This window comes from Eubacterium sp. BL-380-WT-2B, assembly GCF_009696115.1.
Classification (GTDB): Bacteria; Bacillota; Clostridia; order Eubacteriales; family Eubacteriaceae; genus Eubacterium; species Eubacterium callanderi.
Window position 1 is genome coordinate 22311 of sequence record NZ_VUMP01000005.1, and the last position, 23451, is coordinate 45761.

The 23451-nt window shown below is 46.7% G+C and carries 24 protein-coding genes, 1 tRNA gene and 1 other RNA gene; 6 read left to right on the forward strand and 20 right to left on the reverse strand.

What is annotated here, in order from left to right; translation table 11 throughout:
• Nucleotides 1–89: 89 nt before the first annotated feature.
• From FYJ53_RS10495 to FYJ53_RS10505, 3 genes are all read right to left on the reverse strand, one after another.
• Nucleotides 90–368, reverse strand: a complete 279-nt coding sequence (locus FYJ53_RS10495) for a hypothetical protein (RefSeq protein WP_154557324.1) — start codon at nt 366–368, stop codon at nt 90–92.
• Nucleotides 307–1578, reverse strand: a complete 1272-nt coding sequence (locus tag FYJ53_RS10500; protein WP_154557325.1) for a hypothetical protein — start codon at nt 1576–1578, stop codon at nt 307–309. The genes FYJ53_RS10495 and FYJ53_RS10500 overlap by 62 nt, the downstream gene beginning before the upstream one ends.
• Nucleotides 1579–1810: 232 nt before the next feature.
• Nucleotides 1811–2968 (reverse strand): 1-propanol dehydrogenase PduQ, encoded by a 1158-nt coding sequence (locus tag FYJ53_RS10505; protein ID WP_090411719.1) that lies wholly within the window; start codon nt 2966–2968, stop codon nt 1811–1813.
• A gap of 303 nt (nt 2969–3271) precedes the next feature.
• On the opposite strand from FYJ53_RS10505, the gene FYJ53_RS10510 reads away from it, so the two are divergent.
• Nucleotides 3272–5002: an ABC transporter ATP-binding protein gene (locus FYJ53_RS10510; protein ID WP_013382644.1), complete on the forward strand. Its 1731-nt coding sequence runs from the start codon at nt 3272–3274 to the stop codon at nt 5000–5002.
• Nucleotides 5002–6885, forward strand: a complete 1884-nt coding sequence (locus FYJ53_RS10515; RefSeq protein WP_070081188.1) for an ABC transporter ATP-binding protein — start codon at nt 5002–5004, stop codon at nt 6883–6885. The genes FYJ53_RS10510 and FYJ53_RS10515 overlap by 1 nt, the downstream gene beginning before the upstream one ends.
• Before the next feature lie 57 nt (nt 6886–6942).
• Here FYJ53_RS10515 and ffs read toward each other — a convergent pair.
• The 4 genes from ffs to FYJ53_RS10530 form a co-directional block, all read right to left on the reverse strand.
• Nucleotides 6943–7208, reverse strand: an RNA gene (gene ffs, locus FYJ53_RS10520) — signal recognition particle sRNA large type.
• A gap of 287 nt (nt 7209–7495) precedes the next feature.
• Nucleotides 7496–8032 (reverse strand): DUF1097 domain-containing protein, encoded by a 537-nt coding sequence (locus tag FYJ53_RS10525; RefSeq protein WP_013382646.1) that lies wholly within the window; start codon nt 8030–8032, stop codon nt 7496–7498.
• A gap of 11 nt (nt 8033–8043) precedes the next feature.
• Nucleotides 8044–8184 (reverse strand): hypothetical protein, encoded by a 141-nt coding sequence (locus FYJ53_RS21145; protein WP_013382647.1) that lies wholly within the window; start codon nt 8182–8184, stop codon nt 8044–8046.
• Nucleotides 8185–8195: 11 nt separating this feature from the next.
• On the reverse strand, nt 8196–9350 hold the full coding sequence (locus FYJ53_RS10530) for a uroporphyrinogen decarboxylase family protein (protein WP_154557326.1): 1155 nt from the start codon (nt 9348–9350) through the stop codon (nt 8196–8198).
• Between the two features lie 145 nt (nt 9351–9495).
• Here FYJ53_RS10530 and FYJ53_RS10535 point away from each other — a divergent pair, with 145 nt between their 5' ends.
• Nucleotides 9496–10176: a TetR/AcrR family transcriptional regulator gene (locus FYJ53_RS10535; protein ID WP_148428157.1), complete on the forward strand. Its 681-nt coding sequence runs from the start codon at nt 9496–9498 to the stop codon at nt 10174–10176.
• Between the two features lie 33 nt (nt 10177–10209).
• Here the strand turns inward: FYJ53_RS10535 and FYJ53_RS10540 are convergent.
• Nucleotides 10210–10301 (reverse strand) — tRNA-Ser (locus FYJ53_RS10540).
• Between the two features lie 192 nt (nt 10302–10493).
• Here FYJ53_RS10540 and FYJ53_RS10545 point away from each other — a divergent pair.
• From FYJ53_RS10545 to FYJ53_RS10555, 3 genes are read left to right on the forward strand one after another with little or no spacing between them, the layout of a single operon-like run.
• The gene (locus tag FYJ53_RS10545) at nt 10494–11102 is read left to right on the forward strand and encodes a TVP38/TMEM64 family protein (protein ID WP_090411725.1); all 609 of its coding nucleotides are present in this window, start codon (nt 10494–10496) and stop codon (nt 11100–11102) included.
• A gap of 2 nt (nt 11103–11104) precedes the next feature.
• The gene (locus FYJ53_RS10550) at nt 11105–11593 is read left to right on the forward strand and encodes a hypothetical protein (protein WP_013382651.1); all 489 of its coding nucleotides are present in this window, start codon (nt 11105–11107) and stop codon (nt 11591–11593) included.
• Between the two features lie 3 nt (nt 11594–11596).
• Nucleotides 11597–12052, forward strand: a complete 456-nt coding sequence (locus FYJ53_RS10555) for a DUF188 domain-containing protein (RefSeq protein WP_148428159.1) — start codon at nt 11597–11599, stop codon at nt 12050–12052.
• A 1-nt stretch (nt 12053) separates the two neighbouring features.
• On the opposite strand, the gene FYJ53_RS10560 is transcribed toward FYJ53_RS10555, so the two are convergent.
• The 12 genes from FYJ53_RS10560 to FYJ53_RS10615 all read right to left on the reverse strand — a co-directional run bounded on the left by FYJ53_RS10560 (nt 12054) and on the right by FYJ53_RS10615 (nt 23449).
• A complete protein-coding gene (locus FYJ53_RS10560) occupies nt 12054–12767 on the reverse strand; it encodes a hypothetical protein (protein ID WP_090411731.1) in 714 nt (237 codons plus the stop codon).
• 1 nt (nt 12768) lies between these two features.
• Nucleotides 12769–13128: an arsenate reductase family protein gene (locus tag FYJ53_RS10565; protein WP_013382654.1), complete on the reverse strand. Its 360-nt coding sequence runs from the start codon at nt 13126–13128 to the stop codon at nt 12769–12771.
• On the reverse strand, nt 13125–13559 hold the full coding sequence (locus FYJ53_RS10570; protein ID WP_187367913.1) for an N-acetyltransferase: 435 nt from the start codon (nt 13557–13559) through the stop codon (nt 13125–13127). The genes FYJ53_RS10565 and FYJ53_RS10570 overlap by 4 nt, the downstream gene beginning before the upstream one ends.
• 1 nt (nt 13560) lies before the next feature.
• On the reverse strand, nt 13561–13917 hold the full coding sequence (locus FYJ53_RS10575) for a GIY-YIG nuclease family protein (protein ID WP_148428163.1): 357 nt from the start codon (nt 13915–13917) through the stop codon (nt 13561–13563).
• Between the two features lies 1 nt (nt 13918).
• On the reverse strand, nt 13919–14401 hold the full coding sequence (locus FYJ53_RS10580; RefSeq protein ID WP_148428165.1) for a DUF6530 family protein: 483 nt from the start codon (nt 14399–14401) through the stop codon (nt 13919–13921).
• A gap of 92 nt (nt 14402–14493) precedes the next feature.
• Nucleotides 14494–16035: an ABC-F family ATP-binding cassette domain-containing protein gene (locus tag FYJ53_RS10585; RefSeq protein ID WP_187367914.1), complete on the reverse strand. Its 1542-nt coding sequence runs from the start codon at nt 16033–16035 to the stop codon at nt 14494–14496.
• Between the two features lie 364 nt (nt 16036–16399).
• Complete coding sequence (locus tag FYJ53_RS10590) at nt 16400–17260, reverse strand: Cof-type HAD-IIB family hydrolase (RefSeq protein ID WP_013382659.1); 861 nt, start codon at nt 17258–17260, stop codon at nt 16400–16402.
• A 179-nt stretch (nt 17261–17439) separates the two neighbouring features.
• Nucleotides 17440–18969: an aryl-sulfate sulfotransferase gene (locus tag FYJ53_RS10595; RefSeq protein ID WP_013382661.1), complete on the reverse strand. Its 1530-nt coding sequence runs from the start codon at nt 18967–18969 to the stop codon at nt 17440–17442.
• A 74-nt stretch (nt 18970–19043) separates the two neighbouring features.
• Nucleotides 19044–20642 (reverse strand): ClC family H(+)/Cl(-) exchange transporter, encoded by a 1599-nt coding sequence (locus FYJ53_RS10600; RefSeq protein ID WP_090411743.1) that lies wholly within the window; start codon nt 20640–20642, stop codon nt 19044–19046.
• A gap of 188 nt (nt 20643–20830) precedes the next feature.
• On the reverse strand, nt 20831–21865 hold the full coding sequence (locus tag FYJ53_RS10605; RefSeq protein ID WP_013382663.1) for an ABC transporter ATP-binding protein: 1035 nt from the start codon (nt 21863–21865) through the stop codon (nt 20831–20833).
• A gap of 3 nt (nt 21866–21868) precedes the next feature.
• Complete coding sequence (locus tag FYJ53_RS10610) at nt 21869–22612, reverse strand: tyrosine-protein phosphatase (RefSeq protein ID WP_148428169.1); 744 nt, start codon at nt 22610–22612, stop codon at nt 21869–21871.
• Nucleotides 22613–22615: 3 nt separating this feature from the next.
• Complete coding sequence (locus FYJ53_RS10615) at nt 22616–23449, reverse strand: carbohydrate ABC transporter permease (protein WP_090411747.1); 834 nt, start codon at nt 23447–23449, stop codon at nt 22616–22618.
• Nucleotides 23450–23451: the final 2 nt, after the last annotated feature.

Consider the following 23451-nt stretch of genomic DNA (forward strand, 5'->3'; position numbering starts at 1 on the left):
ATTCGGCTTCTTTATTATAGCGCTGCAGCCCTGGTTTTTAAACCCACCCGCAAAACATTCACGTTGCTAAGTTGACACATGTGTGAATATCAAAGCTTTTCCCCGCTGATTTTACTGATCTGGTCGTAGACCCATTCCTTGTCTTTGCTGTCATAGGGAAGCTGTTCCCAGTATTTATCCACCATCGCATAGAAGGTATTAACCGCCGAGAATACCTCGGTTACAATACGGGTGGAGAGGTCATTATCAAAATGGAAGTAGGCAGCCGCGCCATCTTTTACCCAGATATTGAGGTTTTCGATTAACTCAGGTGATGCCGGCGGCCTCAGGGCTATCTGTACCTTGGGATCGCTTTTCACAAATTTCAAAAAAAGAAACCAGCTCTTTAATAACATGCTTCCCAGCCACCTCCACCTTACGTTTCAGCAGCGCGGAAAAAACCGGTACTTCAATTACCGGCTGCTGACCCAGACTTTTAATATAATCGAGGCTTAAAATAATCCGCGTATATTTTTCCTTGGATAAAAACTGACTGAGCCCTACCCGGCAATTATCATAATAGTCGATAAGACGGTGTTCTTCCTCACTGCTCAGGCACAGGTCCATTAAAATTCCTTCAATAATATTTTTTCCTGAAGATAGGAATGACATGGAAGTGGCGATAACATACTGGTCTGTATCATTACGGTTAAAAGCTTCCATGTTTTCCCGGGTGAAATCATTACAGACCACGCGGCTCCCCAAATTTTTAGTCAGCGGCTGAAAACGCTCAAGATGTCTTTCCAGAAAATCATCAAACTGGCGCTGGCTCATGGGGTCGGTGTAAATGGCGGAATAGGTATCGCCGTTTGTGCCGTTTATTCCTACCAGCGTCTGTTTGCCCTTAATACTGAAAATATAGTCATAGAAAGGGCGCTCCATGTCGTAGGTGTAGTAAGCTTTAGCACTTGTGGAAAGCAGTATGGGCAGCCAGTACTCAAACATATTATAAATCTCTTCCTGTGAGCGGTTTAAATAGATCATGGTAATGAGCTTTGTTTTATTTTTTTCTGCCTCCAGAAAGCGCTTTTGTATTTTCCGTGTATCATTGTTATTTTGTTTGAAAACACGTGAGTCTGCGTCATAGCCCCAGAAGGTTTCCCCCTTCGGCAGGGACGCCAGTGTATCAAACATATCATCCAGTGCATCCATTTTACCCGTGATGCCTTTATAAATTTTATAGGTCGCGGTGTACAGACTGTTTCCGCTTTCCTTATCTGCGTATTTTGCTTCAAATTCCCTGTCGACCAGCCACCGGGATACGCAGCTTTCCAGATCCTGTTCTGTGTCCACAGCAATCCCCGGTTCCAGCGAGGAAAAGAACCGTTCCAGCGTATTCAAGCCCCGTTCTTTATTGACCTTTACAATGGCACGGATAATTTCTTCAAAATAAGGTGATTTAGGCCCCAGCTCAACACGTCCATTTCTCCATCGGCTGATAATCGTACGGTCAACATGGACAGTTCTTGCCAGCTGGGAACCCTGGATATAAAGCATATCCATCAAGTAAGCCAGCGGCGTGGCGGGTTTCTTTGCCATTTCCCTTCCTCCTTTTATAATTATTATAATCTACTTATTTATATACACTAAATGGTATTTTTAAAACAAAATGATGGCATATTCTCCATTTAAGTCATTTTTACTTTTAATTTTTTCAACAAATGCATCATCTTCTTTATTTTAATCTTTTAAATCTAAAAGTGCAAGCGTATTTTATGTACTAAAAAAGAGCACCCCTTAGGGGTGCTCTAAAAAGGTCTATTCTGATAGCTTATGCGCCGTAATAAATCTGATCCAGGAGTTCGCTGAACTGTTCTCTGGTCGGTGACAGCGGGTTGGTCTGAGTACAGACATCCTTCATGGCTTTTCCAATAATAATATCCTTGCTGGCCTTAAAATCTGCCTCGTCGATACCCTGTTCCTTGAGGGACGTCGGAATATTGATTTCCTTACAAAGGGTGATAATACTGTTGTACAGCATCTCCGCAGCGTCTCCACTGACATTTGGAATACCGATGGCGCTCAGGAGACGGTTATATAAATGCTGAGCTCTGCCACATTGTCCGTTAAAGCGAACAACGTATGGCAGACCAATGGCATTGGCCAAACCATGTGGCAGATGCCACTGCGCGCCGACTGCATGGGCAATACTGTGGGTAATACCCAGACCTGCACTGTTAAAGGCAATTCCAGCCATACAGGACGCGATCTGCATGCTGGCCTTGGCTTCCAGATTGCCACCATTTACATAGCACTCATACAGACTCTTGAATACCAGTTCTGCCGCTTTGGCCGCATAACAGCGTGAAAACGGATTGTTGTTGGTGGAAACATAGGCTTCTACGGCATGGGTTAAAACGTCCATTCCTGTAGCCGCAGTCGATGCAGGCGGAACGCTTTCGATTAATTTGGGTTCAAGAATGGCGGCGTCCGGCATCATGAGAATATCGGTAAGCGGAATCTTGGTATTGTTTTTCTTGTCGGTAATAACCGCGTATTCCGTTACTTCAGAGCCAGTGCCCGCGGTTGTTGGCATGGCGATGAAATATGGTTTTTTAATATAGTCTTCCTCGAAGAACATTTTTTTGAAATTGTAGCAGTAATAGATGATGGCTTTTGCCGAGTCGATGGCAGATCCGCCGCCAAGAGCAATCAAAGCATCCGGCTTTTCCATCAGGATGTGTGTCAGCCCCTTTTCAACAATTTCCGTGGACGGATCCGGTTCAACGTCAGAAAAAACGTGGTATTTGATATTATGTTTATCCAGAACATCTGTCAGCATTTTCAGCAGGCCAAATTTCACCATCCCTTCGTCTGTCACAATGCAGACCTGTTTAAAGTCATGATTTCCAACCTGTTCTATGGCGCCAATGCCATAGTAAATTGCCGGTTTTACCTGAAAAAACCGTATATCGTTCAATTTGCTCATATTACCCTCCTTAGTATATTCGTTCAATAGTTTGCATAATTCGTCAATTTGTATTATATCAAGTTTTTTGATGAGCGGAAAGGCAATAGCAAAATTTTGTTGTAAATGAACCAGTATGTATCTGTCCGATAAAAGTTTAACAAAGCTTTTTCTTTAAGTATTTATCCTGAAAACCATTTTTGTTTTACTTGACATTAATTTTCCGTTCCGATACACTGGGGTTACCCTCATTTTCTATTTGGAAAAGCAGAAAATAAGGGTATGTATCATGCATAAATACTAATGATTAAGAAGGAGCATCCCATGATTAAACACCTAAAGCCCTACCTCACAAAATACCGCCTTCCGTCAATACTGGCGCCGATCACGGTTATTGCAGAGGTTCTTCTGGAAATCCAGATTCCTTTTTTAATGGCTAAAATCGTGGACCAGGGTATCACAACGCGTGACCTGAGCTACGTTTTTCAAATTGGTGCCATCATGGTGCTGGTGGCCCTCTGTTCATTGCTTTTCGGCGTTCTTTCCGGGCGTTTTGCCGCCAAGGGTGCCATGGGTTTTGGCAGTGAGATCCGCAAAGCTGTTTTTGACAAAATCCAGGAATTTTCCTTTGCGAACATCGACCGTTTCAGCACCCCGTCACTGGTCACACGCCTGACCACTGATATTACCAATACTCAAATGGCTTACATGATGGTCATCCGTGTACTGGTGCGCGCACCTGTTATGCTGGTCAGCGCCACGATCATGGCAGCGGCCATCAACGGCGACCTTGTCCGTGTTTTTCTCATTGTCATTCCCATACTGGCCATTGCCCTGGCCACGATGTCCACCCTTGCCTTTCCGCGTTTCAATGCCATGCTGAAAAAATATGATGGCCTGAACGCTCAGGTTCAGGAGAACCTCATTGCCATCCGCGTTGTCAAAGCCTTTGTACGGGCCCGGTATGAGAAGAAAAAATTTGCTGAAGCCAATGACAGTCTCATGCGGGCGTCTCTTGCCGCCGAAAAAATCATTATTCTCGGTATGCCCATCATGATGCTGACCATGTACGCCACCATTATCGCCATCTTATGGTTTGGGGGCAACATGATCATCGGCGGCACACTGCTGACCGGAGAGCTCATCAGCTTTATTTCCTATGTGACACAGATTCTCATGTCTTTGATGATGATCGCTCAGGTTTTTATTATGATCGTCCTCTCCCGTTCCTCTGTTGCCCGTATTGTCGAAGTACTGGAAGAACCCATCAGCATCACGGATGAGACAGCCTCTCCGTCCCTCACGGCTGAGGATGGCAGCATCGAATACCGGAATGTTTCCTTTAAATACCAGGAGGACGCAGCCGAAAATATTCTGACAGGTATTAATTTCTCCATTGCCTCGGGCGAAACTGTTGGCATCATCGGGGGAACCGGCTCGGCAAAGACCACGCTGGTTCAGCTCATTCCAAGACTTTACGATGTAACAGACGGACAGGTGCTGGTCGGCGGCCATGACGTCCGGGATTACACCCTGGACCACCTGCGGTCCGTTGTCGCTATGGTGCTCCAGAAAAACGTTTTGTTCTCAGGTACAATCAAAGACAATTTGAAATGGGGCGATGAGAATGCCACGGACGAAGAAGTCATCGCTGCCGCCAAGGCGGCCTGTGCCCATGACTTTATCATGTCCTTCCCAGAAGGCTATGACACCTATCTGGGGCAGGGCGGCGTCAACGTATCCGGCGGCCAGAAGCAGCGTCTCTGCATTGCCAGAGCACTTCTGAAAAAGCCCAAAATTATTATTCTGGATGACAGCACCAGCGCGGTGGACACCGCCACCGACTCGGCCATTCGTGAGGGCTTCCGTCAAAACCTGAAGGATACCACCGCCATCATTATTGCCCAGCGTATATCTTCTGTCAGCGATGCGGATAAGATCATCGTGCTGGACGAGGGCCGTATCGACGCCATCGATACCCACGAAAACCTCTTGGAAAACAATGCCATTTACCGCGAGGTATTTCATTCACAGCAGAAAGGAGTTGAGGAATAATGTCAAAGAAAAAAAGCGTTCAAAAACCCAAAAACATCAAAAAAACGCTGCTGCGTATTTTCAGCTATATGGCAAAACGCAGGCTGCTGCTGATCCTTGTCATACTCTTTGTCTTTATCAGCTCTGGCGCTACTGTAGCCGGCACATATTTCTTAAAGCCCATCATCAATCAGGGCATTGTGCCTCTTATCGGAAAACCTCTCACGCCTGGGGCGCTCCTGCCTTTTATCCAGATGCTGCTGTTAATGGGTGGTATCTATCTGGCCGGCGCGGCCTGTGCCTATGCCTATAACCGGATGATGATCGTCATCTCCAACGGGACTCTTAATGCTGTGCGGCGAGACCTTTTTAACAGCATGGAGGACCTTCCCATCAAATATTTTGATACCCACACCCACGGCGAGCTCATGAGCCGTTATACCAACGATGTCGACACCCTGCGCGAGGCCATCGCCATGAGTCTTCCTCAGATGCTGACCGCCACTGTCACAGTGGCGGGAACCTTTATCATGATGCTGATCCTGAGCCCCCTGCTGACCCTCATCGTCATCGGCATGCTTGTGATCATGTACTTTGTGATAAAAATCGTGGGCAGCCGAAGCGCAAGGGGCTTCAAAGCACAACAGAAAGCGCTTGGCGAAACCAATGGCTATATTGAGGAAATGATCGAGGGCCAAAAAGTTATCAAGGTTTTCTGCCACGAGGACATTGTCAAAAATGATTTTGCTGAGCTTAATGACAAGCTGAGAAGCGCTTCTACTCAGGCCCATACCTACGCCAATGTACTCATGCCCATCATGGGGAACCTCTCCTATGTGCAGTACGCTTTGACAGCCGCCTTCGGTGCAGTACTTGTCATCTTTGGCAGCATGGACTTAGGCTCCATCGCTTCCTTTTTACAGTACACACGCTCCTTCTCACAGCCCATCACCCAGATTTCCCAGCAGTTTAACGCGCTGCTGACCGCTCTGGCCGGAGCTGAACGGATCTTTGAAGTCATCGACGCTGAGCCTGAAAAAGACGATGGTTATGTGACCCTCGTCAACGTCTGTGAATCGGCTGACGGGACATTGACTGAGTGTAAGGAAGTAACCAATACCTGGGCCTGGAAGCATCCGCATCACGACGGCACACTGACCTATGAAAAGCTCAGGGGCGATGTGCGTTTCCATGATGTTACCTTTGGTTACAGCGATGACAAAATGGTGCTGCACAATGTCTCTCTCTTTGCCAAGCCCGGCCAGAAGATCGCCTTTGTAGGCTCGACCGGCGCAGGCAAAACCACGATCACCAATCTTATCAACCGATTTTATGAGGTTCAGGAAGGCAAGATCACCTACGATGGTATCAACATTAAAAAAATCCGGAAAGTCGATCTGCGGCATTCCCTCGCAATGGTCCTTCAGGATACCCACCTGTTCACTGGTACTGTAGCCGATAATATCCGTTACGGCCGTCTCAACGCCACCGACGAGGAAGTCCACGCCGCCGCCAAGCTGGCCAACGCCGACTTCTTTATCCGTCATCTCCCCCAGGGCTATGACACGATGCTGACATCCGACGGAGCAAACCTGAGCCAGGGACAGCGCCAGCTTCTGGCCATCGCACGGGCCGCCGTCGCCAACCCGCCGGTGCTCATCCTCGATGAGGCTACCAGCTCCATCGACACCCGTACCGAAGCCCTCATCGAACGGGGCATGGATCAGCTCATGGAAGGACGCACTGTTTTTGTCATCGCCCATCGCCTGTCCACTGTCCGAAACGCTGACGCCATTATGGTGCTGGAGCATGGCCGGATCATCGAACGCGGCGATCATGAAGAATTATTAAAGCAAAAGGGAAAATATTACCAGCTCTATACCGGACAGTTTGAACTGGATTAAAAAAGAGGCCAAACGGCCTCTTTTTCGGTTTTGGTCAAAAAATTAAAACATACTTAATCACACACCCCGCATTGATAACCAGTCTCCAAACGTTACGCGGACAGCCAGCTCTTGTCAGAGAGTCCTCCGGCACATACGAGATCTTACTTACTGCTGCTTCCTTCCGGACCTGACAGGGTTCATAAGTTCATATTGCGAAGGGTCCAACCGTCAACACCGCTTATCCGCGGCAGACTCCAAATTCTGGCACCTCTTTGGGGAATTCAGCCCTGCTGTAGCGGATTGCAGGTTACAGGGCACCGCTAGTTCCCCGCCTAGTGTGATTAAGTATGTTTACTGCGAATACGCAGTGAATCTACAATATTTCATATTATACAGAACAACCTCTTTACTGTCAAGGGCTTTAAGCAGAAACAAGAATTGCCCAAACCGCTTGTGTTCTCCTGACGGTTTGGGCTAACCAAACTTTACTGCCTTTTCTGTTTCATCATTATTGCATCCCATCAATACCAACGTCACAGTCAGTATGCACTTCCCATGTGCCTTTCAATTATATAAAATCACATAGGTGTTTGCACATACAAAATCCCGAAATCCAGAGTCTTCTTTTTCATATTTTCTCTTCTAAGAACGCTTTGTCTCTCTTTTTTTCTACATTTTCTTTTTTCATAAATATTCCTGTAACGGGCTCAATGGCCACAGCAACCAGGATACCACAAGTCAATCCCAAAATCACACCAAGCAGATTCTGACCCCCTTGGGAAAAAGTGACTGTCAAACCAGCAAAGACAAGCGGAACTACGTTAAGCCAGGTCTTTGCCAGCGGGATCATGTGCACAGCACAAACCACAAAAGTAATAACCAGAGTGCACACGCCTGTCACCACACCTATATTTAAACCAGCATTCCTCAGAAGACCATCCATTTGCAGATAAAGCAAGGCCCATATAACCCCGCATATCATACAGCATAAATAATTTGGTGTTTTTTTAAGCTCTGCTCCGGATGCAAAAGTGACCCCCAATCCGATAAAAATAGGCCACATAAGATTTCCAAAAGGCCCTATTTGATAAATTCCCAGAACCAGTCCGGCCAACACTCCCGACACTAAGCTCATTTTCAGCAAATAGCTGGTATTTTCATTCATTACTTTTCCCCCTAGCTAATTAAAAAAAATACATAGCTGTAAACAAGCTCTTCCATTCCCTGCAGACTATCCATGGCATACTCTGCAGCCACCTCCGGTATTTCATATTTTTCAAGCGTATCCGCAGGATTTCTGTAGTATTCTGATTTCATCTGATCTCCCCCTATGCATAAACAGCGTACTCTTTGACAAAGCGGAGCACTGCTTTTAAATTTTCAGGATTAATATCCCGAACCGTTAATAAATTTTTGTCCAATGTAAAAATATATTTCCCACCCGGAGCCAGAACATCCACAATTTCCTTAGCTTTATCCAGACAGTCCTTCTCCGTTCCGGTTTTCAGCACACCCATAGGGTAAAAGCCAGCCAAAATATGTTTCTTTCCAAGCTTTTTCTTAATCTCTGATGGGTCACCCTCTTCAAAAATCATCATTGTGTTTTCCGGCAGATCAAAGAGGTAATCATAATAACGGGACCAGTCCTGCTCAACAAAGATCGTCGCGCCCACTCCTGCTTTGTCCAATGCTTCTACATATTTTTTAAAGGTCGGCCAATAGACGCGTTCAAAATCTTTTGTGCGCATATATGGCGCCATATGCAAAGGTATAAACGTTCTCTGATAACGGCTTGAATTTGGCTTGATCCCCGCTTTCACCATACACGGCAGCAGCGCTTCACAGGCAGCCTCTACCTTATCTGGGCAGCGTCTCATATCTTTGCTGATACCAGTAAAAGAACGAAGCTGATCAGACAAAACATCAAAAGGTGTGCAGGCGGCTGTGCAGGCCATATTATAAACGGCCTTTCCATGCTTTTCCGCAATTTTCAGATATCCTTTATCAAGTTGATCCATAACTGAATAAAAAGTAAACATCCCCTTCGCAAAGGCAGATTTTCCTTCAAAACCTTCTTTACCAAACTCATTGTAAATTTGCGGCAGCGCTTTGTCACAAATCGTTTTGAACGGATCTTCGATTAAATCATCATAGTCATTTTCATTCAGACTTGTCACCTCCGGGTGCTGCAAAAATCCATCTCCTCCCATGACAAAATTTTTTGCTCCCAGTACTTTATACATCTGTGGGATACGCACCATCGTTGCAAAAATTGAGTCTGTATCAAAATCTTTTGTTGTCTTTTCAATAGCCTCCAAATTTTTTTCAATACTATACTGTTCTCTTCTTAAATCAAATCCGACATAGCCCAAACAAAAAGAATTATCTCCTGAACTGAGGATCGGAACTCGCTCTGGCATTTTTCCATCAAAAACATCTTCAAACAGCTGATTTTTTTCTGCTGTTATTTTTCGACTATTCATATATTTCCCCTTAATTTTTATATTTACTTGCAAGTAATTACCTGTGAGTAAATATATCAGAATTTTAAAAAGTTGTCAATAATAATTTGCAACATGTTCAAAATTATGTTTTAATATTTAAGTACTTAGTCGGAGGTAAAATACATTGAAACGCAAGGAAAACGGCAATACTAAACAAAAAATTTACGAAACTGCAAAACGTCTTTACATTGAGCATGGGTATTTTAATATTTCCAACAAACGTCTCTCAGAGGAGTCCGGTATTAACCAGGGCCTGATCACCTATTATTTTAAAAGCAAAAAAAATATAGCTCTTGCTGTATTAACAGAAGACTACTATATTCTTTCTGGCTATTTAAAATATTTTATCACGCCTGAGGATGATCCTTTGATTTATATTGTCACCTTTATGAACGTCACCTTCCAAATTCGAAAACATGACCCCAAAGCCCGGCGTTTTATTTCTGATGTCATGCAAGAGGATCTGCTTGAAGAGTTTGCTTTTATTAATCAGAAAACAGAGTATTTGAAACTTTTAAAAAAAAGCAACTGTTCTTCAAAAAACTCAGCAACTCAGTTAAAGCTGGTTTTAGCGACGGTATACGGCACACAGCGTACCATTCAGCGGTTAATCAATGAAAGTATAGAACTCAGTTATGACGAGTACTTTCGGTATATGATTGAGATTCTGCTGTTCGCCTTGCGTCTTCCGGTTATACAGGATATGGTTGATACGTTGATCCACAAATCCGATCAAGCCACAAAACAGTTATTTGAAACATATCCTCATTTGCTGAATGAAGCGGATTATCTTTACAAAAAATAAAAAAAAGAGCTCTCGCTCTTGTTTTCATAATTATGGCGGACAGGGAGGGATTCGAACCCTCGGTACGCTATTCACGTACACACGCTTTCCAGGCGTGCTCCTTCAACCAGCTCAGACACCTGTCCGCAGATGCAGCTGCTCTCTTTTTTGAGACGCTATTTTATTGTAAGCACATTTAATAATTATAATGGCAAAGCATGCATTTGTCAATCCTTATTTCTCTAATTTTTTCAAAAATGGATTGCCGCAGGCAAATTTAGATTAAATAAAGACAGCAGGCGGATAATTATGGTAAAATACAATTAAAGGACAGTGAAATGCTCGAATACTTAGACTCGGTGGATGCTGTCAAGCAGTGGCTGCTCAGCTTTGGCGGCTGGACACCGTTTATTTATTTTTTATTTCAGATTCTCCAGGTCATTATTGCGCCGCTTCCTGGCGGCACGACCACTCTGGTGGGTGGCGCGCTTTTTGGCTGGATAAAGGGCTTTCTGCTCAGTGAAGCAGGCATTATGATCGGAACCGCCGCTGCCTTTGGCATTGCGAAAAAACTGGGACGCCCGGTTATTTTAAAATGGGTTCCATCCAAATGGACAGATAAGCTGGACAGCATCCGAGACTCCCGGCTGAACATGGTTTTATTTTTAATCTTTCTGTTTCCCGGCTTTCCTGATGATATTTTCTGTTATCTGGCCGGGCTTACCAAAATGAATTTTAAAAGCTTCATGCTGATTGCCCTGCTGGGGCGTACCCCGGGATTTTTGATGACAACGCTTATGGGGGCAGGCATCATGCAGGATAATCCGGTTCGTCTGGTTATTGTCCTCGGGCTGTACGGTATTTTTGCCGGCGTGTTGATTTTTAACAAAAAACGAATGGAGACCTATCTTGAAAACAGTAAAAAACGCAAAGGAGATCATTCTTAAATATGGACAATAAAGACGCCAAGCAGTGTCACCGGCTGTTTCTCAGTGAACTGGCAACCATGGTGGTCTGTGGCTATCTGGTATACCTTCTCTCCACCACTTTGGAAGGCGGCCTTGATATCCGGCTCATTCTGCCGGGAGCCGTTTTAATTTTCACTTTACTCCAGGGTTGTGGCTACTGGCTGTACCGTGACCAGGCTGCCTCCGGTAAATCAGTCAACCGGACAACGGTCCTTCGGATTTTTTCTCTGCTCAAACGGGTTACACCCTTTGTGATAGGGCTTTATCCCTTGTTTCTATTGGTGCTGCTGTTTGCAGACCGGGGCGCACTGTTTGTTCCCTTTAACCTTTTTGGGCTGATCCTGTTGTTTTTCTCAATCGCCGAATACGTTAATTACTATTACTTCAGTATGAATATCTGGAACTTCAAAACGCGCTCCCCATCGGATTTATCTGTAGAGCTGGCTGCGTTTAACCAAAAGGAGGAATGAAATATGCGCATAATTATTGATGGTGACGCCTGTCCTAAAGGCGTCCGGACGATCTGCGAAGAGACCGCTGTCTCTTATAAAATTCCGCTGTTGATGGTCGCCGACACATCCCACGACCTTGAGGGCGACGACGACTGTGAGGTTATCCGGGTGGACCAGGGACGGGACGCCAGCGACTATAAAATTGCCGGCATGGCTGAGCCGCAGGACATTATCATAACACATGACTATGGCCTGGCTGCCCTTGTTCTTGAAAAGGTCACGGCGGTTCTCAGCCCTTCTGGCTTTGTGTACAGTACCGCGAATATTGACGAGCTGCTTTATCAGCGCTTTTTAAATCAAAAACAGCGCCAGGCAGGACACGCTGCCAAAATAAAAAAACGGACGCCGGAAGACGACGCCGTTTTTAAACGGATGCTGATGACCTTTGTGGCACCTGTTAAGCTGATTCAGGAATAATTTAATCACCCACCCCAAGATCGGTGTTATTCATTAACACACAGATTTTGGGGTCTTTTTGCAGTTTAGGCAGGCTGTATCTGGCAAACCAGCGGATCAGCTCCGGGTCGGCCTTTACAGCAGTGCTGTTATCATTAAAAATATTGACATAGACACGTGAAAAATACTTTGCAGCGATGGCAATATCCTCCTCAAACTGTTCTGGTGACTGGCCGGTCATGCCAAAAAGCAGGCAGCATTCATCATAAACTTCCGCGATGGCAGAAGGTGCCTGGTTATAGCCCATTCCCTTGTGCATAACCGCTTCCCGGTATTGCTCGTCAAAGGTCTCAATGCCAATGCGCGGATGAAGTGAAATGCCCTCTTGGGCCAGTTCATCCTTCAAGAACCGTGTTTTTTCGTGAAGGAGCCAGTGGCTTTCCATATGCAGATGCCGGATTTTCTTTTGACGGCAGATCTCAAGCACCCTTTTTTGGGTTGCCTCTGGCAGTTCAAAGTATGAGCCTGAATTAAGCACCACAAGACGGCCAAACTCACCCGTCACCTGTTCTAACACGCGGCCGTTCAATGAAACAGATTCCGAATCCGGCCCGCTGTCCATATGGTAGTCACAGAAGCTGCACTTTTTCCAGAAGCACCCCCGGCCCATGAGCAGAACGATCTCCTGGGGCAGGGCGTCCTCAGGCAACCGGCTGTAGCGTTCCTCAAACTTCATTTTAAAGCCCCAGCGCAGCAGCCCATTCTTCTTCTTTAAAGCCTACAAGCACTTTATCTTCAAAGATCAGCTCCGGCCTTTTGACAAGCATACCGTTGGTGGACAGTATTTCCGCCATTTCTTCCCGGCTCATGGTTTTCACCTTGTCCTTCAAGCCCAGCTCCCGGTAAGCCATACCGCTTACGTTAAAAAATTTTTTTGGCTCTCCGCTGTAAAGCTCCATCCACTTCAGCAGTTCCTCTTTTGTGGGATTTTCTTCCACAATATCCCGCAGCTCATAATCCACCCCTTGGGCTTCTAAAAAGCGTTTGGCTTTCTGGCAGGTTGAGCACTTGGGGTAACATAAAAAAATGGGTTTCATTTACTTTCTCCTTGCATGATATATTCTCGGCAGCCACTCTCGGCTTCAATTTCTTCTTCCTTTACTTCAAAGCCCAGCCGCCTGTAAAAATTAACTGCCCGGTCATTTTCCGCATAGGCAGCCAGTGTGATCATTCCTTTGTAACGGTCAAGAGCGTATTCCATCAGCCCACGGCCAATGCCTTGATGCCAGCAATCTGGATCCACAAACAGAGCACCGATATGGCGGCCTCCAACCACAGCAATAAAGCCGTTGACCGCATTACCCTGTTCATTCACGTAGACTTCGGACTGGGGAATATAATCCTTTTTCACCACTTCGGCGTGACGTCTCCAGTAATCCTCCGGAATAAAGGACTGCCCTTTAATACAGGCGTCCAGCCAGATTTCCATAACCCGTTCAAGATCTGCTTCAGTCATTTTTCGGATCATTTCAGTACAGCTCCGTTCCTTCTGAGCGAAGCTTGCGCTGCCACTCGCCATAGAGCATTTCCAGCTCTTCACTGTAGTCTTTGCCGCCCTGATCATCCTCGTCATATTCCAGCTTTTCCAGGACCACCACCTCAAAGGCGTCCTTTCCAAAGCGTTTCCAGTCCTTGTTCAGGTCACGGTTACGCATAAAGGTTTCCATATTCAGCTGAAAAACATCACTGTTGATCTTTCCTTTAATATTGTTTGTCGCCTCTAAAAATGCTTTGCCTGTTTCAATATGACGGATAACAAACAGGCCCATTTCCGGACGGTAATTTTTATATTCTTCTTTCAGTTCCTTTTTACGGTCCATATTCATTTTAATACCCCATTTCTTTTAAAATGCGCGCCAGCGCAGCCAGCCGCTCACCCAAGAGCTCGCCGTCTTCCGCCAATGCCTGCGCAAAAAGCTTAATATCCTCATCAATCATTTCATTGTCTGTATCGACTGCGATGGTCATGGCGTCTCCCTGGAGTCCCACCCGGTCGATCACCGGATTTTCCGGGTCATAAAGCTTATCGTGGCGGTAGGAATCTTCTCTGAAATACTGTTCTGCCCGGCAGATCAGTATGGCCAGGTCAATAACCCGGTGTAGGGGCAGCTCCTCAGACTGTCGTGACCATTTTTCCCCGGTGTAACGCCATACCTTGGCGGAAGCGTCCACCCGTCCCCGGTCGTTCCACTGGGCCAGTCCCAGCGAAAGGCCCTTGGCATCACTGTCATAGGCCTTTCTTCCATCAATTTCCTCATAGTTTTCAACCTCAATAACAGGCTTATGTTTTAAATGTGTTGGTATCTTCATACTGCTTATCCTTAAATTTTATTTAGTAATTTACTAAATTTAGTAAATTACTACTTTCAATTATACGCGCTATTCAGAATTTGTCAAGTTTCTTAAAAACCCATCTTCTCAATCTCCACCACCTTATCGGCCCAATCCCGATAAAAGGCGGCTTCGTGAGATACCAGAATAACAGTGCCGTCAAAATCCCGCAGTGCTTCCTGAAGACTTTCCTTTGCCAGATAATCCAAATGGTTGGTGGGTTCGTCAAGAATCAACAGGTTGCAGGGTGACAGGGTAAGCTTGCAGAGCTTTACCCGGGACTGCTCACCGCCGCTCAGGGTGGTGATGGGCTGGAGAACATGCTCCGCCTTGACGCCGCAGCGTGACAGGGCAGATCGCGTCTGTTTCTGCGACAGCTTCGGAAAAGCTTCCGTAATGATTTCCAGCGGTGTCTGCCCCTCTCTATCCCATTTCAAATCCTGTTCATAATAGCCAATGACCACATTTCTCGCAAACTCAAAGCTTCCAGAAATGGGCGGAATTTCACCAACCAGAGTTTTCAACAGCGTCGATTTGCCGATACCGTTGAAGCCGGTAATGACCACCCGCTGGTTCTGCTCCAGCACAAAGTGCAGCTTTGGCAGTAAGGGATAGTAATACCCCACTTCCAGATCCTTAACCTCCAGAACCCGCTGCGCGGTGAGTCCAGTGGATTTAAAGCGGATCACCGGCTTTGTAAGGCCAGTCGGCGGCGCCATACGTTCGATTTTATCCAGTTTTTTCTGACGGCTTTTGGCCATGGCCGCGGTGGAGGCCCGCACTCTATTCTTCGCAATATATTCCTCAGTCCGTTCGATGAGTTTTTTCTGGCTTTCATACTGCCTGATATATTCTTCCCGTTTCTGTCCCTTCTGTTTCAGAAAGGCGCTGTAGTTACCATGGTACTTGGTAATGGTGCCAAACTCGATATCCCCGATACAGGTCGTTACCTGATCCAGAAAATCAAAGTCATGGGATACAAGAATAAAAGCGCCCTCAAAGCCTATAAGATATTTCGACAGCCACTCTACATGCTCTTTGTCCAAAAAGTTGGTGGGCTCATCCAGCAGCAGCACCTCTGGCTTTTCGAGAAGCAGCTTTGCCAGGATAACCTTTGCGCGCTGTCCGCCGCTCAGCGTCTCAAGAACCTTATCCATCCCGATGGCCGTAATGCCAAGCCCCGCGGCCACACGGTAAATATGGCTTTCAATGGCATAGAAATCCCGGTCTTCCAGGGTTTCCTGCAAATTGGCCGCCTGGTTAATCAGCTTTTCGCTGCTGTCCTCCGCCATTTTTTCATACAGCCCGTTTAACCGCTCCTCCATCCTGTATAAATCGGCGTAGGCCTGCTTCAGATACTCAAAGACCGTGATGCCCGCATCTACCTGGGCATACTGGTCCAGATGCCCTACAGAGGCCTTTGGGAACCATTTGATGAGGCCGTCATCCGGGATGACTTCCCCAATCAGGGTTTTGATCAGGGTACTCTTTCCCGCACCATTTTGCCCGACCAGACCCATATGCTCTCCATTGTATAAATCAAAGGAGGCGTCGTGATATAATACCTTGTCTCCATAGCTGTGAGACAGATTTTTTACTTCGAGTAAACTCATTGTGATCATTCCTTTCAAATCTAAAAATTCCAATAAAAAAGAGAGCGCACAGCGCTCTCTGCCTGAGGGGTTTTCTCCCGCTCCAAACAAAAAGGCTGCGGATGAAAACATCATCCACAGCCCGTTATCCTAAATTGCTGTCCTCCGGCAAAAAGTGTATGGAAAACAAAGCCGCCTGAGGCCGCCCGATAACACTTTTGACCGATGAACTGGTGGAGGCTATGCCTCCGGATTAAGCTCCGCACAATGTCTCATCGTTATCCATCTGTTCGGAGCCTTTGCAATTGTAAGTGTCATGATAAAAATTCCCTTCGCTAAAATCGAACGGTATTGATTATACTCCCAATTCAGATTTTTGTCAACTTCAGCTTGCCAGTTCCTGGCGTTTATCTGCTTTTGGGTTAAGAATAAACTTTTCCAGCGCATAGGCTACGCCATGCTCGTCATTGGTTTTTGTAATAAAATCCGAAATTTCCTTAACACGGTCAATGCCGTTTTCCATGGCTACGGCCAATCCGGCATGCTTGAGCATTTCATAGTCATTGTTGCTGTCGCCCATGGCCATGACCTCAGTGCTTTGAATATTCAAATGGCGGCACAAATGCTTTAATCCGTCCCATTTATTGGCTGTCGGGTTATTGATCTCCAGATTGTTTTCCACAGCTGATGTGATCGTCAGATCCGTGGTATTCTCAAGAACTGTTTTAAGCTCACTCCGGTTTTCCATATGGCTGAAAAAAATATTAAACTTTTCAACAGAATGGCTGTATAAAAAGTTAAAATAGTCTTCCGGATCAGCTATGGTGTGACGGGTTTCCCTGAAGAAATCCCAATAGGCTTCGGGTACATGAAATCTGCTCAGATCTTTCATGCAGTCCTCGATCACAACGGTTCTTCCACCCACATAGGCTTCGATCATCAAATCATATTGCCTGAGCACCTTCAGCACTGTATCTAAATCCTGCTTTGTCAGGGGATTTTCGTAAAGCGTCATCTTGCGGTTCAGGTCCGTTACCTGCGCACCGTTTGATGTAATGGCGTAGGAGACCCCATCGATGTCTGTAATCTCTTCAGGCAGTTCTCCAAACACTCGTCCGGTTGTCGGCACGACAATGATTCCCTGACTGACGGCCTTTTCAATGGTTACGATTGTCTCGCGCGCCAGTGTAATATCACTCTGAAGCGTGGTGCCATCCATATCCAATGCTACTAATTTAATTCCCATCGCTTTGTTCTCCTTGATTTTTATTCCACCATGATTCTATCACTTTTCCCTGATAATAAGAAGCCGCTTTTTGTTAAAAAACGGCTGAAAACCGTTGCCAGTTTATATCAAACCTTTTCAAAAAAGGCGGACAATAGAAACTTGAACATTAAAAAAGCAGGCTGACGCCTGCTTTTTTATCAATTTTTTACTTTGTCAAACTTCTGAACCTTGAAGGTATGTTCGCCATTCGGGAACACAACTTCCAGAAGCTTTTTATTGTCAGTGAAATTCATTTCGGTAAGTACAGGCTGGTTCGCCCCATTGACGCCCCACCCAATGATATAGGCGTCTTTCTCGTTGTCAACCTTCTGAGCGCTTCCAAATTCGGAGGAAGTGTAACCGTCCATGCTGTATTCTTTAAAATCAATGACTTTTTTGTTGGTTTCATCAAGCTTGTATTTGAGCACACGGGTTTTTCCAGTGCTCTGGCCATTGTCGAAAACAACCAGATAGCCATCGTCTGTTAGGGAGAGGCTGCTCTGACCAGAGGTTTTCTGATTATCGGCCAGGCCGAATTCATCACCCTTTCCAGAGAGCTTCCAGAGAATGTCCCCAGTGCTGCGGTCGATTTTCACAATGGTGTTGGCATTTTTAAAGGATACGATCAGGTTATTGTCTGACGGGTCCAGTATCATGGCATTGATATGCAGATAGTCCTGAGGTTTCATATTGCTGTTCGCAAAATCATTGCCTTTTTCGCTGAGCGCGTACAGCTCTGGATGATCAGTGGATTTCCATGTAAAGACTGGTTTCCCGTCCTTCACTTCCTGAATAACCGCGGCTACTACTTTTGAGCCGAGAGGATTTGGATTTAATTCCGCTGGAATATTATCCACAGTTTCTGCCACATAGGATTCCGTAATCCAGTTTCTATCCCCAAGAAGAACAAAGTCATGCCCATCGACCGGATCACCCATGACCTTTTTATCATGATTGGTTTCGTTAGGGTCCAGCAAGGAGATACGGGCGCCGTCACGTTTGACTTCCTTGTATTTTTCATCAAGAACCACACGTGTTCCCGGCAGATAATCGGCCAGCCCCATTGTGCTGACGTCCGGGTCAACGATCTGGTAGCTGTAGCGGATATCGCCGTTTTCCAGCTTATGCTGTCTGAAATCTGTGAAGATTTTGCCATCGGCCTGTTCGGGGGTCAGGGCCACATACCAGGTAACATTCCCGTTCTGGTCCAGCTTGTACATGGCGGCCTTCTCGGTGTCTGTCACATAAAAATCACCTTCGTAGGGGCTCTGGCCAGTCGCCAGCATTTCCGGCAGCTGCTTGGAAAGGGTTCTCAAATAAATTGTGCGGGTATCTTTACCGTTGGTTACCACCATCTCCAGCACTTCATTGCTGTCGATTTTCTTGACGGTCACCTTTGCTTTTTTATTGGTCTGAAGCTTTGCCTCATTGACCTCAATGGATGCTCCGGCATCGTTCATCAGAATAAACTCATTTTCATGTTCCGTTGTAAGGCTGGGGATATCATAGGTCGCCCCATCCTCATTAAGCGGAATCTCCACCGCATAGCCATTCACGCTGATGTGAACAATTCTGTCCTGCAGCAGCGTAATGTCTCTTCCGGCATACGCCAGAGCTACGCTGACCATAATGATAAGCACAAGCGCCAGGCCCGCAGCCACTGCGAGTACCTTTGCTGATTTGTTCATAGTTTACCTCCTCAATCATTTCCGATAATATTGATATCAATGTTATACTTATATATGTAACACCCGCTTGAAAATCAGCCGTTGCCAGCGGCGGGCGCTTCTTCACATAGAGCGTGCAGCTCTGTGTTCACCCTGTTCAGGTCGGTCTCATTTGCCAGAGCCACAATGGTGTCGCTCGGCCTTATTTTAGTGTCACCCTTGGGGATCAGTTCTTTTTCTCCCCTTCGGATAGCCACCAGCAGGCAGTTTTCCGGCCAGTGAATTTCCCAGATACGCTTCCCGACCAGACCGCAGCTGTGGTGTACAGAGACGGCGATCAGCGTTTTGTTGCTGGTTTCCGGAACTGGTTCTTCACCGCGTCTCGCGACAATACGGTCAAGCAGCATTTCATAGACCGGTTCAGATTTAAGCGCCGCCGCAGTGATCTCCGCGGCAATGGCGACAACCGACAAAGACAGGAGATGGGTAAAGGAGCCCGTCATCTCAGAAATCAGGACGATTCCTGTAATAGGCGCACGGACAATGGCGGTAAAGTAACCGGCCATTGCCAGAATAATAAAGTTATTGATGAGCTGCGGATCCATCCCCATTGCCCGGACAACGACCATACCATAAAATCCACCGATGTATGCGCCCAAAACTAAAAGCGGAAAAAAGATACCACCTGGCGCACCGGAACCAAAGCTGAACATGGAAAAGATAAACTTCACCACCAGCAGCAGCAGGATCATGGTCAGGGGCAGATTACCCGGCGCCAGAAGCTCGATCATCATATGTCCGCCGCCCAGCACCTGAGGCAGTGTAAAGCCCAGAATCCCGGCCATTAAAAATGGAATAACCGGACGGAACTCAGCTTTTAAAAAGGTCATCCTGGCGTACAAATCCTGGGTACCTGCCAGCACCTTATTGTAAAAAGCGCCGCCTGCTCCCAGAATAATTCCCAGAAGGATAATAAAACCGTAATATTTCAGCGGTATCGAGGAGTCCACCTGAAACTGGAATACCGATCCCAGGCCAAAAACATATTTTGAAACAAAGTCCGCAGTGACGGAAGCCGTCATGGCAGAAAAAAGCACGGTTGCTGAGAAGTTTTTGTGAACCTCCTCCAAGGCAAACATAATGCCAGCCAGCGGCGCGTTAAATGCCGCTGCCAGCCCTGCGCTTGCCCCGCAGGTCATCAGGTAGCGTTCTTCAATGTTAAGGCGTTTAAAAATCCTCGAAAAGCCCTTGCCGCCCATGGCGCCAAGCTGCACAGACGGGCCTTCACGCCCCAGGGACAACCCTCCGATAATGCAGAGAATCCCCCCTATTAATTTTCCGATGATAACTTTGAGCCAGGGCTCTTCAAAATATCCCTGAAGCTCTCCTTCTACCTGGGGGATGCCGCTTCCAGAGATCATCGGCTCCCACTTGACCATTCTCCCGACAATTACCGCCATAACGATAAGGGCGGCAAACCATGCCGCAATGGCCCAGTGGTGTTCACCCGCGTAGGATAAAACAAAGCTCATGTTCTTCTCTGAAAAGTTCAGGGCCAGCCGGTAGATAATCGCGATACCCCCTGCGATCATGCCGACAAATATCCCCTCCATAGCCAGAAGGTATTTCATATTACGCGTGTGGGCTATTAAATTTTCTGTGCTGTTCTCAACAGGCTTAAACACTTCTCTCACCTTTAAATTTCCTTAGAAATCTTTATAAGTTTACCATAATTTGAAAAAATATACAAATATTGAGGACTTTTTACGCCTTCTATAAATGGTTTTTCTTAAAAAATTTAATACAAAAATAAGAGGCCGCCGCCGCTTTACCGGGACTGCCTCTTAAAATAAGGAAAAGAAATGTGTATTAGGCTTTTTTACTAAGACGCCAGCATATTCTCAAGCGCCTGTACCTCGTCACCAGTCACGCCCATACGGCTGCCATCTTTGCCAAACAGCATGGCGTCACTGCGATCAAAGGCCAGATCTATCTGCGGCGGCAGGTTATTCCAGCAGGTCGGCGTCTTGACATTAACCTTGCCAAAGCGCGTCTCTAGATGATATATGGACTCTCCGCCCAGCTCTTCCTTTGACAGAACAGAGGCTGGCAGGCAAAAGGCGTCCTCCCTGCCGGTACTTCCGATTTTAATATTTTCCGGACGTACCCCAAGATAAAAATGGTTCATATCAATAATATTAGCGGGCGGCGCGCCAATAAACTGCGCCACAAAAAGGTTGGCAGGGTTGGTGTATATCTCCTTCGGGGTTCCCTTCTGCATAATCTCCCCCTGGTTCATGACTACGATATAAGTTCCCATGGACATTGCCTCAACCTGGTCGTGGGTGACGTATAGAAAGGTATTTTTGACCTTTTTATACATTTCGATGAGCTCAAAGCGCATCTGAGTTCTGAGCTTAGCGTCCAGATTGGACAAAGGCTCATCCATGAGAAAAACCCGCGGGTCTTTGACAATGGCCCGGGCCAGCGCCACACGCTGACGCTGGCCGCCGGACATCTGGGCGGGCAGCTTTTCTGCCTGGTCCGACAGATCAACCATCTTCAAGACGTCGTCTACCATTTTTCTGCGTTTCTCTTTTGGAATTTTCTTAATCTTCAGTCCATACTCTACATTTTTAAAAACACTCATATGGGGATAAAGGGCATAGTTCTGAAAAACCATGGCGATCTCCCGGTCCTTCGGCTCGCTGTCGGTCACATCTTTATCGTCGATGAAAAGCCTGCCGGATGTAGGCGTCTCAAGACCTGCGATAATCCGAAGCAGCGTTGATTTTCCGCAGCCCGACGGTCCCAGCAGAATTGTAAAGGAGCCATCCTCTATTTCCAGAGAGATATCCTTTAGTACCTTGGTTTTATTAAAGTTCTTCACGAGATGCTCTATCGCTATTTTTCCCATGCTTTATACTCCTCTCACAAGCCTTTTCTTCAGGTCTTCTGCCTCTCCGGCAGAAAGGCCAGCTTCCAGAAAATACTGCCTGGCGCTTTTGAAATACCGTTCCAGATAGTCCAGTGTTTTTTCCATATATTCGGGTTCTGAGCCCAAAAGCCGGGCTGCCACCAGGTCCATCGCCTCACTTTTGGGAAGACCTGGGGGCTGCATCCGCCGGAATTTTTCACGCATAAGCTCCGCACTTTTAGCATAGCTGTCCACTATGAGGCGCCGGTCTACTCCCGCAAGTTCCAGCAGCAGCGCCGCGGTCACTCCGGTTCGGTCTTTGCCCGCAGTGCAGTGGAACACCACGCCGCCGGGCGCATTTAAAATAATCTGGCCAATTTTTTTAAATCCAGCGGACTGGTTTTCCAGCAGGTCAATGTATAATTCCGTCAGCGTTGGCAGTTGTGTGATATTTTCTAAATCAGCAGCACTCTGGTTCATAAGGGACAGTGTAATATAGTCAAAATCCCCATCTGAAGCTATCACGTCCGGCACTGCGCTTCGCTCCTCCGGCGTTCTCAGGTCAATGACTGTGGATATTCCCAAATCCTTCATGCAGGTAACATCCCGCTCGGACAGCTCACCCAGAGCGTCCGCCCGGTAGGCTACCTTATAGCAGGTAGTACCGTCTCTCCCTGGAAAACCGCCGAGATCTCGAAAGTTGTGACATCCATCCAATTCGATCTGGTATTCTTTATAGTCAAGCATGGTTTACTTAATCCCCCATTTCACAAAAGAGTCAACAATCTGCCGCTGCATAAAAAGATAGAGCAACAGAATGGGAATACATGAAATTGTAGTGGCCGCCATCAAAGCCCCCCACATATTGGTATCTGAGCTGACAAAAGTCCGCAGGCCAATCTGTATCGGAGCATTCTCCAGCTTTGATGTAATGAGCATGGGCCACATATAATCGTTCCAGGAATTGATGAACAGTAAAATTCCCAGGGAGGCCACAGAAGCCTTAATGTTTGGCAGAATAACGCGGGTCAGGATTCCCCACTCACTGTCGCCGTCCATACGGGCCGCATCAATGAGCGCTCTGGGAAAGGCTTCAAAAACCTGAAAGAGATTCAGAATCGCAAAGGCTGTGGCTGCCGTCGGCAGCACAATTCCCAGCAGGTTTTCCTTCAGCCCCATATTGACAATGGTCACATAGTTGGGAATCATGATGGCCTGCACAGGTATGAGCCAGCATAGACTCAGCAGCCCATAGATCAGCTTTTTACCTTTGAAGTCCCAACGCGTCAGCGCATAGGCCGCCAGCAGGCTGGTACACAGCTGCAGCGTCGTCATCAAGACCGACATGACAATCGAATTGCCAAGCATCCGCCAGATAGGCATGCTCTGAAAGGCGTAGATATAATTGTTAAAGGTCGGCGCTGTGGGCAGCAGTGCCGAGCCAAAAATCTCCGCTTCATTCTTAAAGGAAGAGACAATCATCCAGTACAGGGGAAACACTGCGATAAAGCTGAGCAGGATCAGCAGCGCGTGCTTTACTCCGGCCGAGGCCTTGCGGCTGGCTTTTATGGTTGTTGCTTTCATAG

Excerpts from the sequence above, each read along its gene's own strand:
- FYJ53_RS10500 (WP_154557325.1), bottom strand. The coding sequence starts at position 1,578 with ATGGCAAAGAAACCCGCCACGCCGCTGGCTTACTTGATGGATATGCTT.
- FYJ53_RS10505 (WP_090411719.1), bottom strand. The coding sequence starts at position 2,968 with ATGAGCAAATTGAACGATATACGGTTTTTTCAGGTAAAACCGGCAATT.
- FYJ53_RS10510 (WP_013382644.1), top strand. The coding sequence starts at position 3,272 with ATGATTAAACACCTAAAGCCCTACCTCACAAAATACCGCCTTCCGTCA.
- FYJ53_RS10515 (WP_070081188.1), top strand. The coding sequence starts at position 5,002 with ATGTCAAAGAAAAAAAGCGTTCAAAAACCCAAAAACATCAAAAAAACG.
- FYJ53_RS10525 (WP_013382646.1), bottom strand. The coding sequence starts at position 8,032 with ATGAATGAAAATACCAGCTATTTGCTGAAAATGAGCTTAGTGTCGGGA.
- FYJ53_RS21145 (WP_013382647.1), bottom strand. The coding sequence starts at position 8,184 with ATGAAATCAGAATACTACAGAAATCCTGCGGATACGCTTGAAAAATAT.
- FYJ53_RS10530 (WP_154557326.1), bottom strand. The coding sequence starts at position 9,350 with ATGAATAGTCGAAAAATAACAGCAGAAAAAAATCAGCTGTTTGAAGAT.
- FYJ53_RS10545 (WP_090411725.1), top strand. The coding sequence starts at position 10,494 with ATGCTCGAATACTTAGACTCGGTGGATGCTGTCAAGCAGTGGCTGCTC.
- FYJ53_RS10550 (WP_013382651.1), top strand. The coding sequence starts at position 11,105 with ATGGACAATAAAGACGCCAAGCAGTGTCACCGGCTGTTTCTCAGTGAA.
- FYJ53_RS10555 (WP_148428159.1), top strand. The coding sequence starts at position 11,597 with ATGCGCATAATTATTGATGGTGACGCCTGTCCTAAAGGCGTCCGGACG.
- FYJ53_RS10560 (WP_090411731.1), bottom strand. The coding sequence starts at position 12,767 with ATGAAGTTTGAGGAACGCTACAGCCGGTTGCCTGAGGACGCCCTGCCC.
- FYJ53_RS10565 (WP_013382654.1), bottom strand. The coding sequence starts at position 13,128 with ATGAAACCCATTTTTTTATGTTACCCCAAGTGCTCAACCTGCCAGAAA.
- FYJ53_RS10570 (WP_187367913.1), bottom strand. The coding sequence starts at position 13,559 with ATGATCCGAAAAATGACTGAAGCAGATCTTGAACGGGTTATGGAAATC.
- FYJ53_RS10575 (WP_148428163.1), bottom strand. The coding sequence starts at position 13,917 with ATGAATATGGACCGTAAAAAGGAACTGAAAGAAGAATATAAAAATTAC.
- FYJ53_RS10580 (WP_148428165.1), bottom strand. The coding sequence starts at position 14,401 with ATGAAGATACCAACACATTTAAAACATAAGCCTGTTATTGAGGTTGAA.
- FYJ53_RS10585 (WP_187367914.1), bottom strand. The coding sequence starts at position 16,035 with ATGAGTTTACTCGAAGTAAAAAATCTGTCTCACAGCTATGGAGACAAG.
- FYJ53_RS10590 (WP_013382659.1), bottom strand. The coding sequence starts at position 17,260 with ATGGGAATTAAATTAGTAGCATTGGATATGGATGGCACCACGCTTCAG.
- FYJ53_RS10595 (WP_013382661.1), bottom strand. The coding sequence starts at position 18,969 with ATGAACAAATCAGCAAAGGTACTCGCAGTGGCTGCGGGCCTGGCGCTT.
- FYJ53_RS10605 (WP_013382663.1), bottom strand. The coding sequence starts at position 21,865 with ATGGGAAAAATAGCGATAGAGCATCTCGTGAAGAACTTTAATAAAACC.
- FYJ53_RS10610 (WP_148428169.1), bottom strand. The coding sequence starts at position 22,612 with ATGCTTGACTATAAAGAATACCAGATCGAATTGGATGGATGTCACAAC.
- FYJ53_RS10615 (WP_090411747.1), bottom strand. The coding sequence starts at position 23,449 with ATGAAAGCAACAACCATAAAAGCCAGCCGCAAGGCCTCGGCCGGAGTA.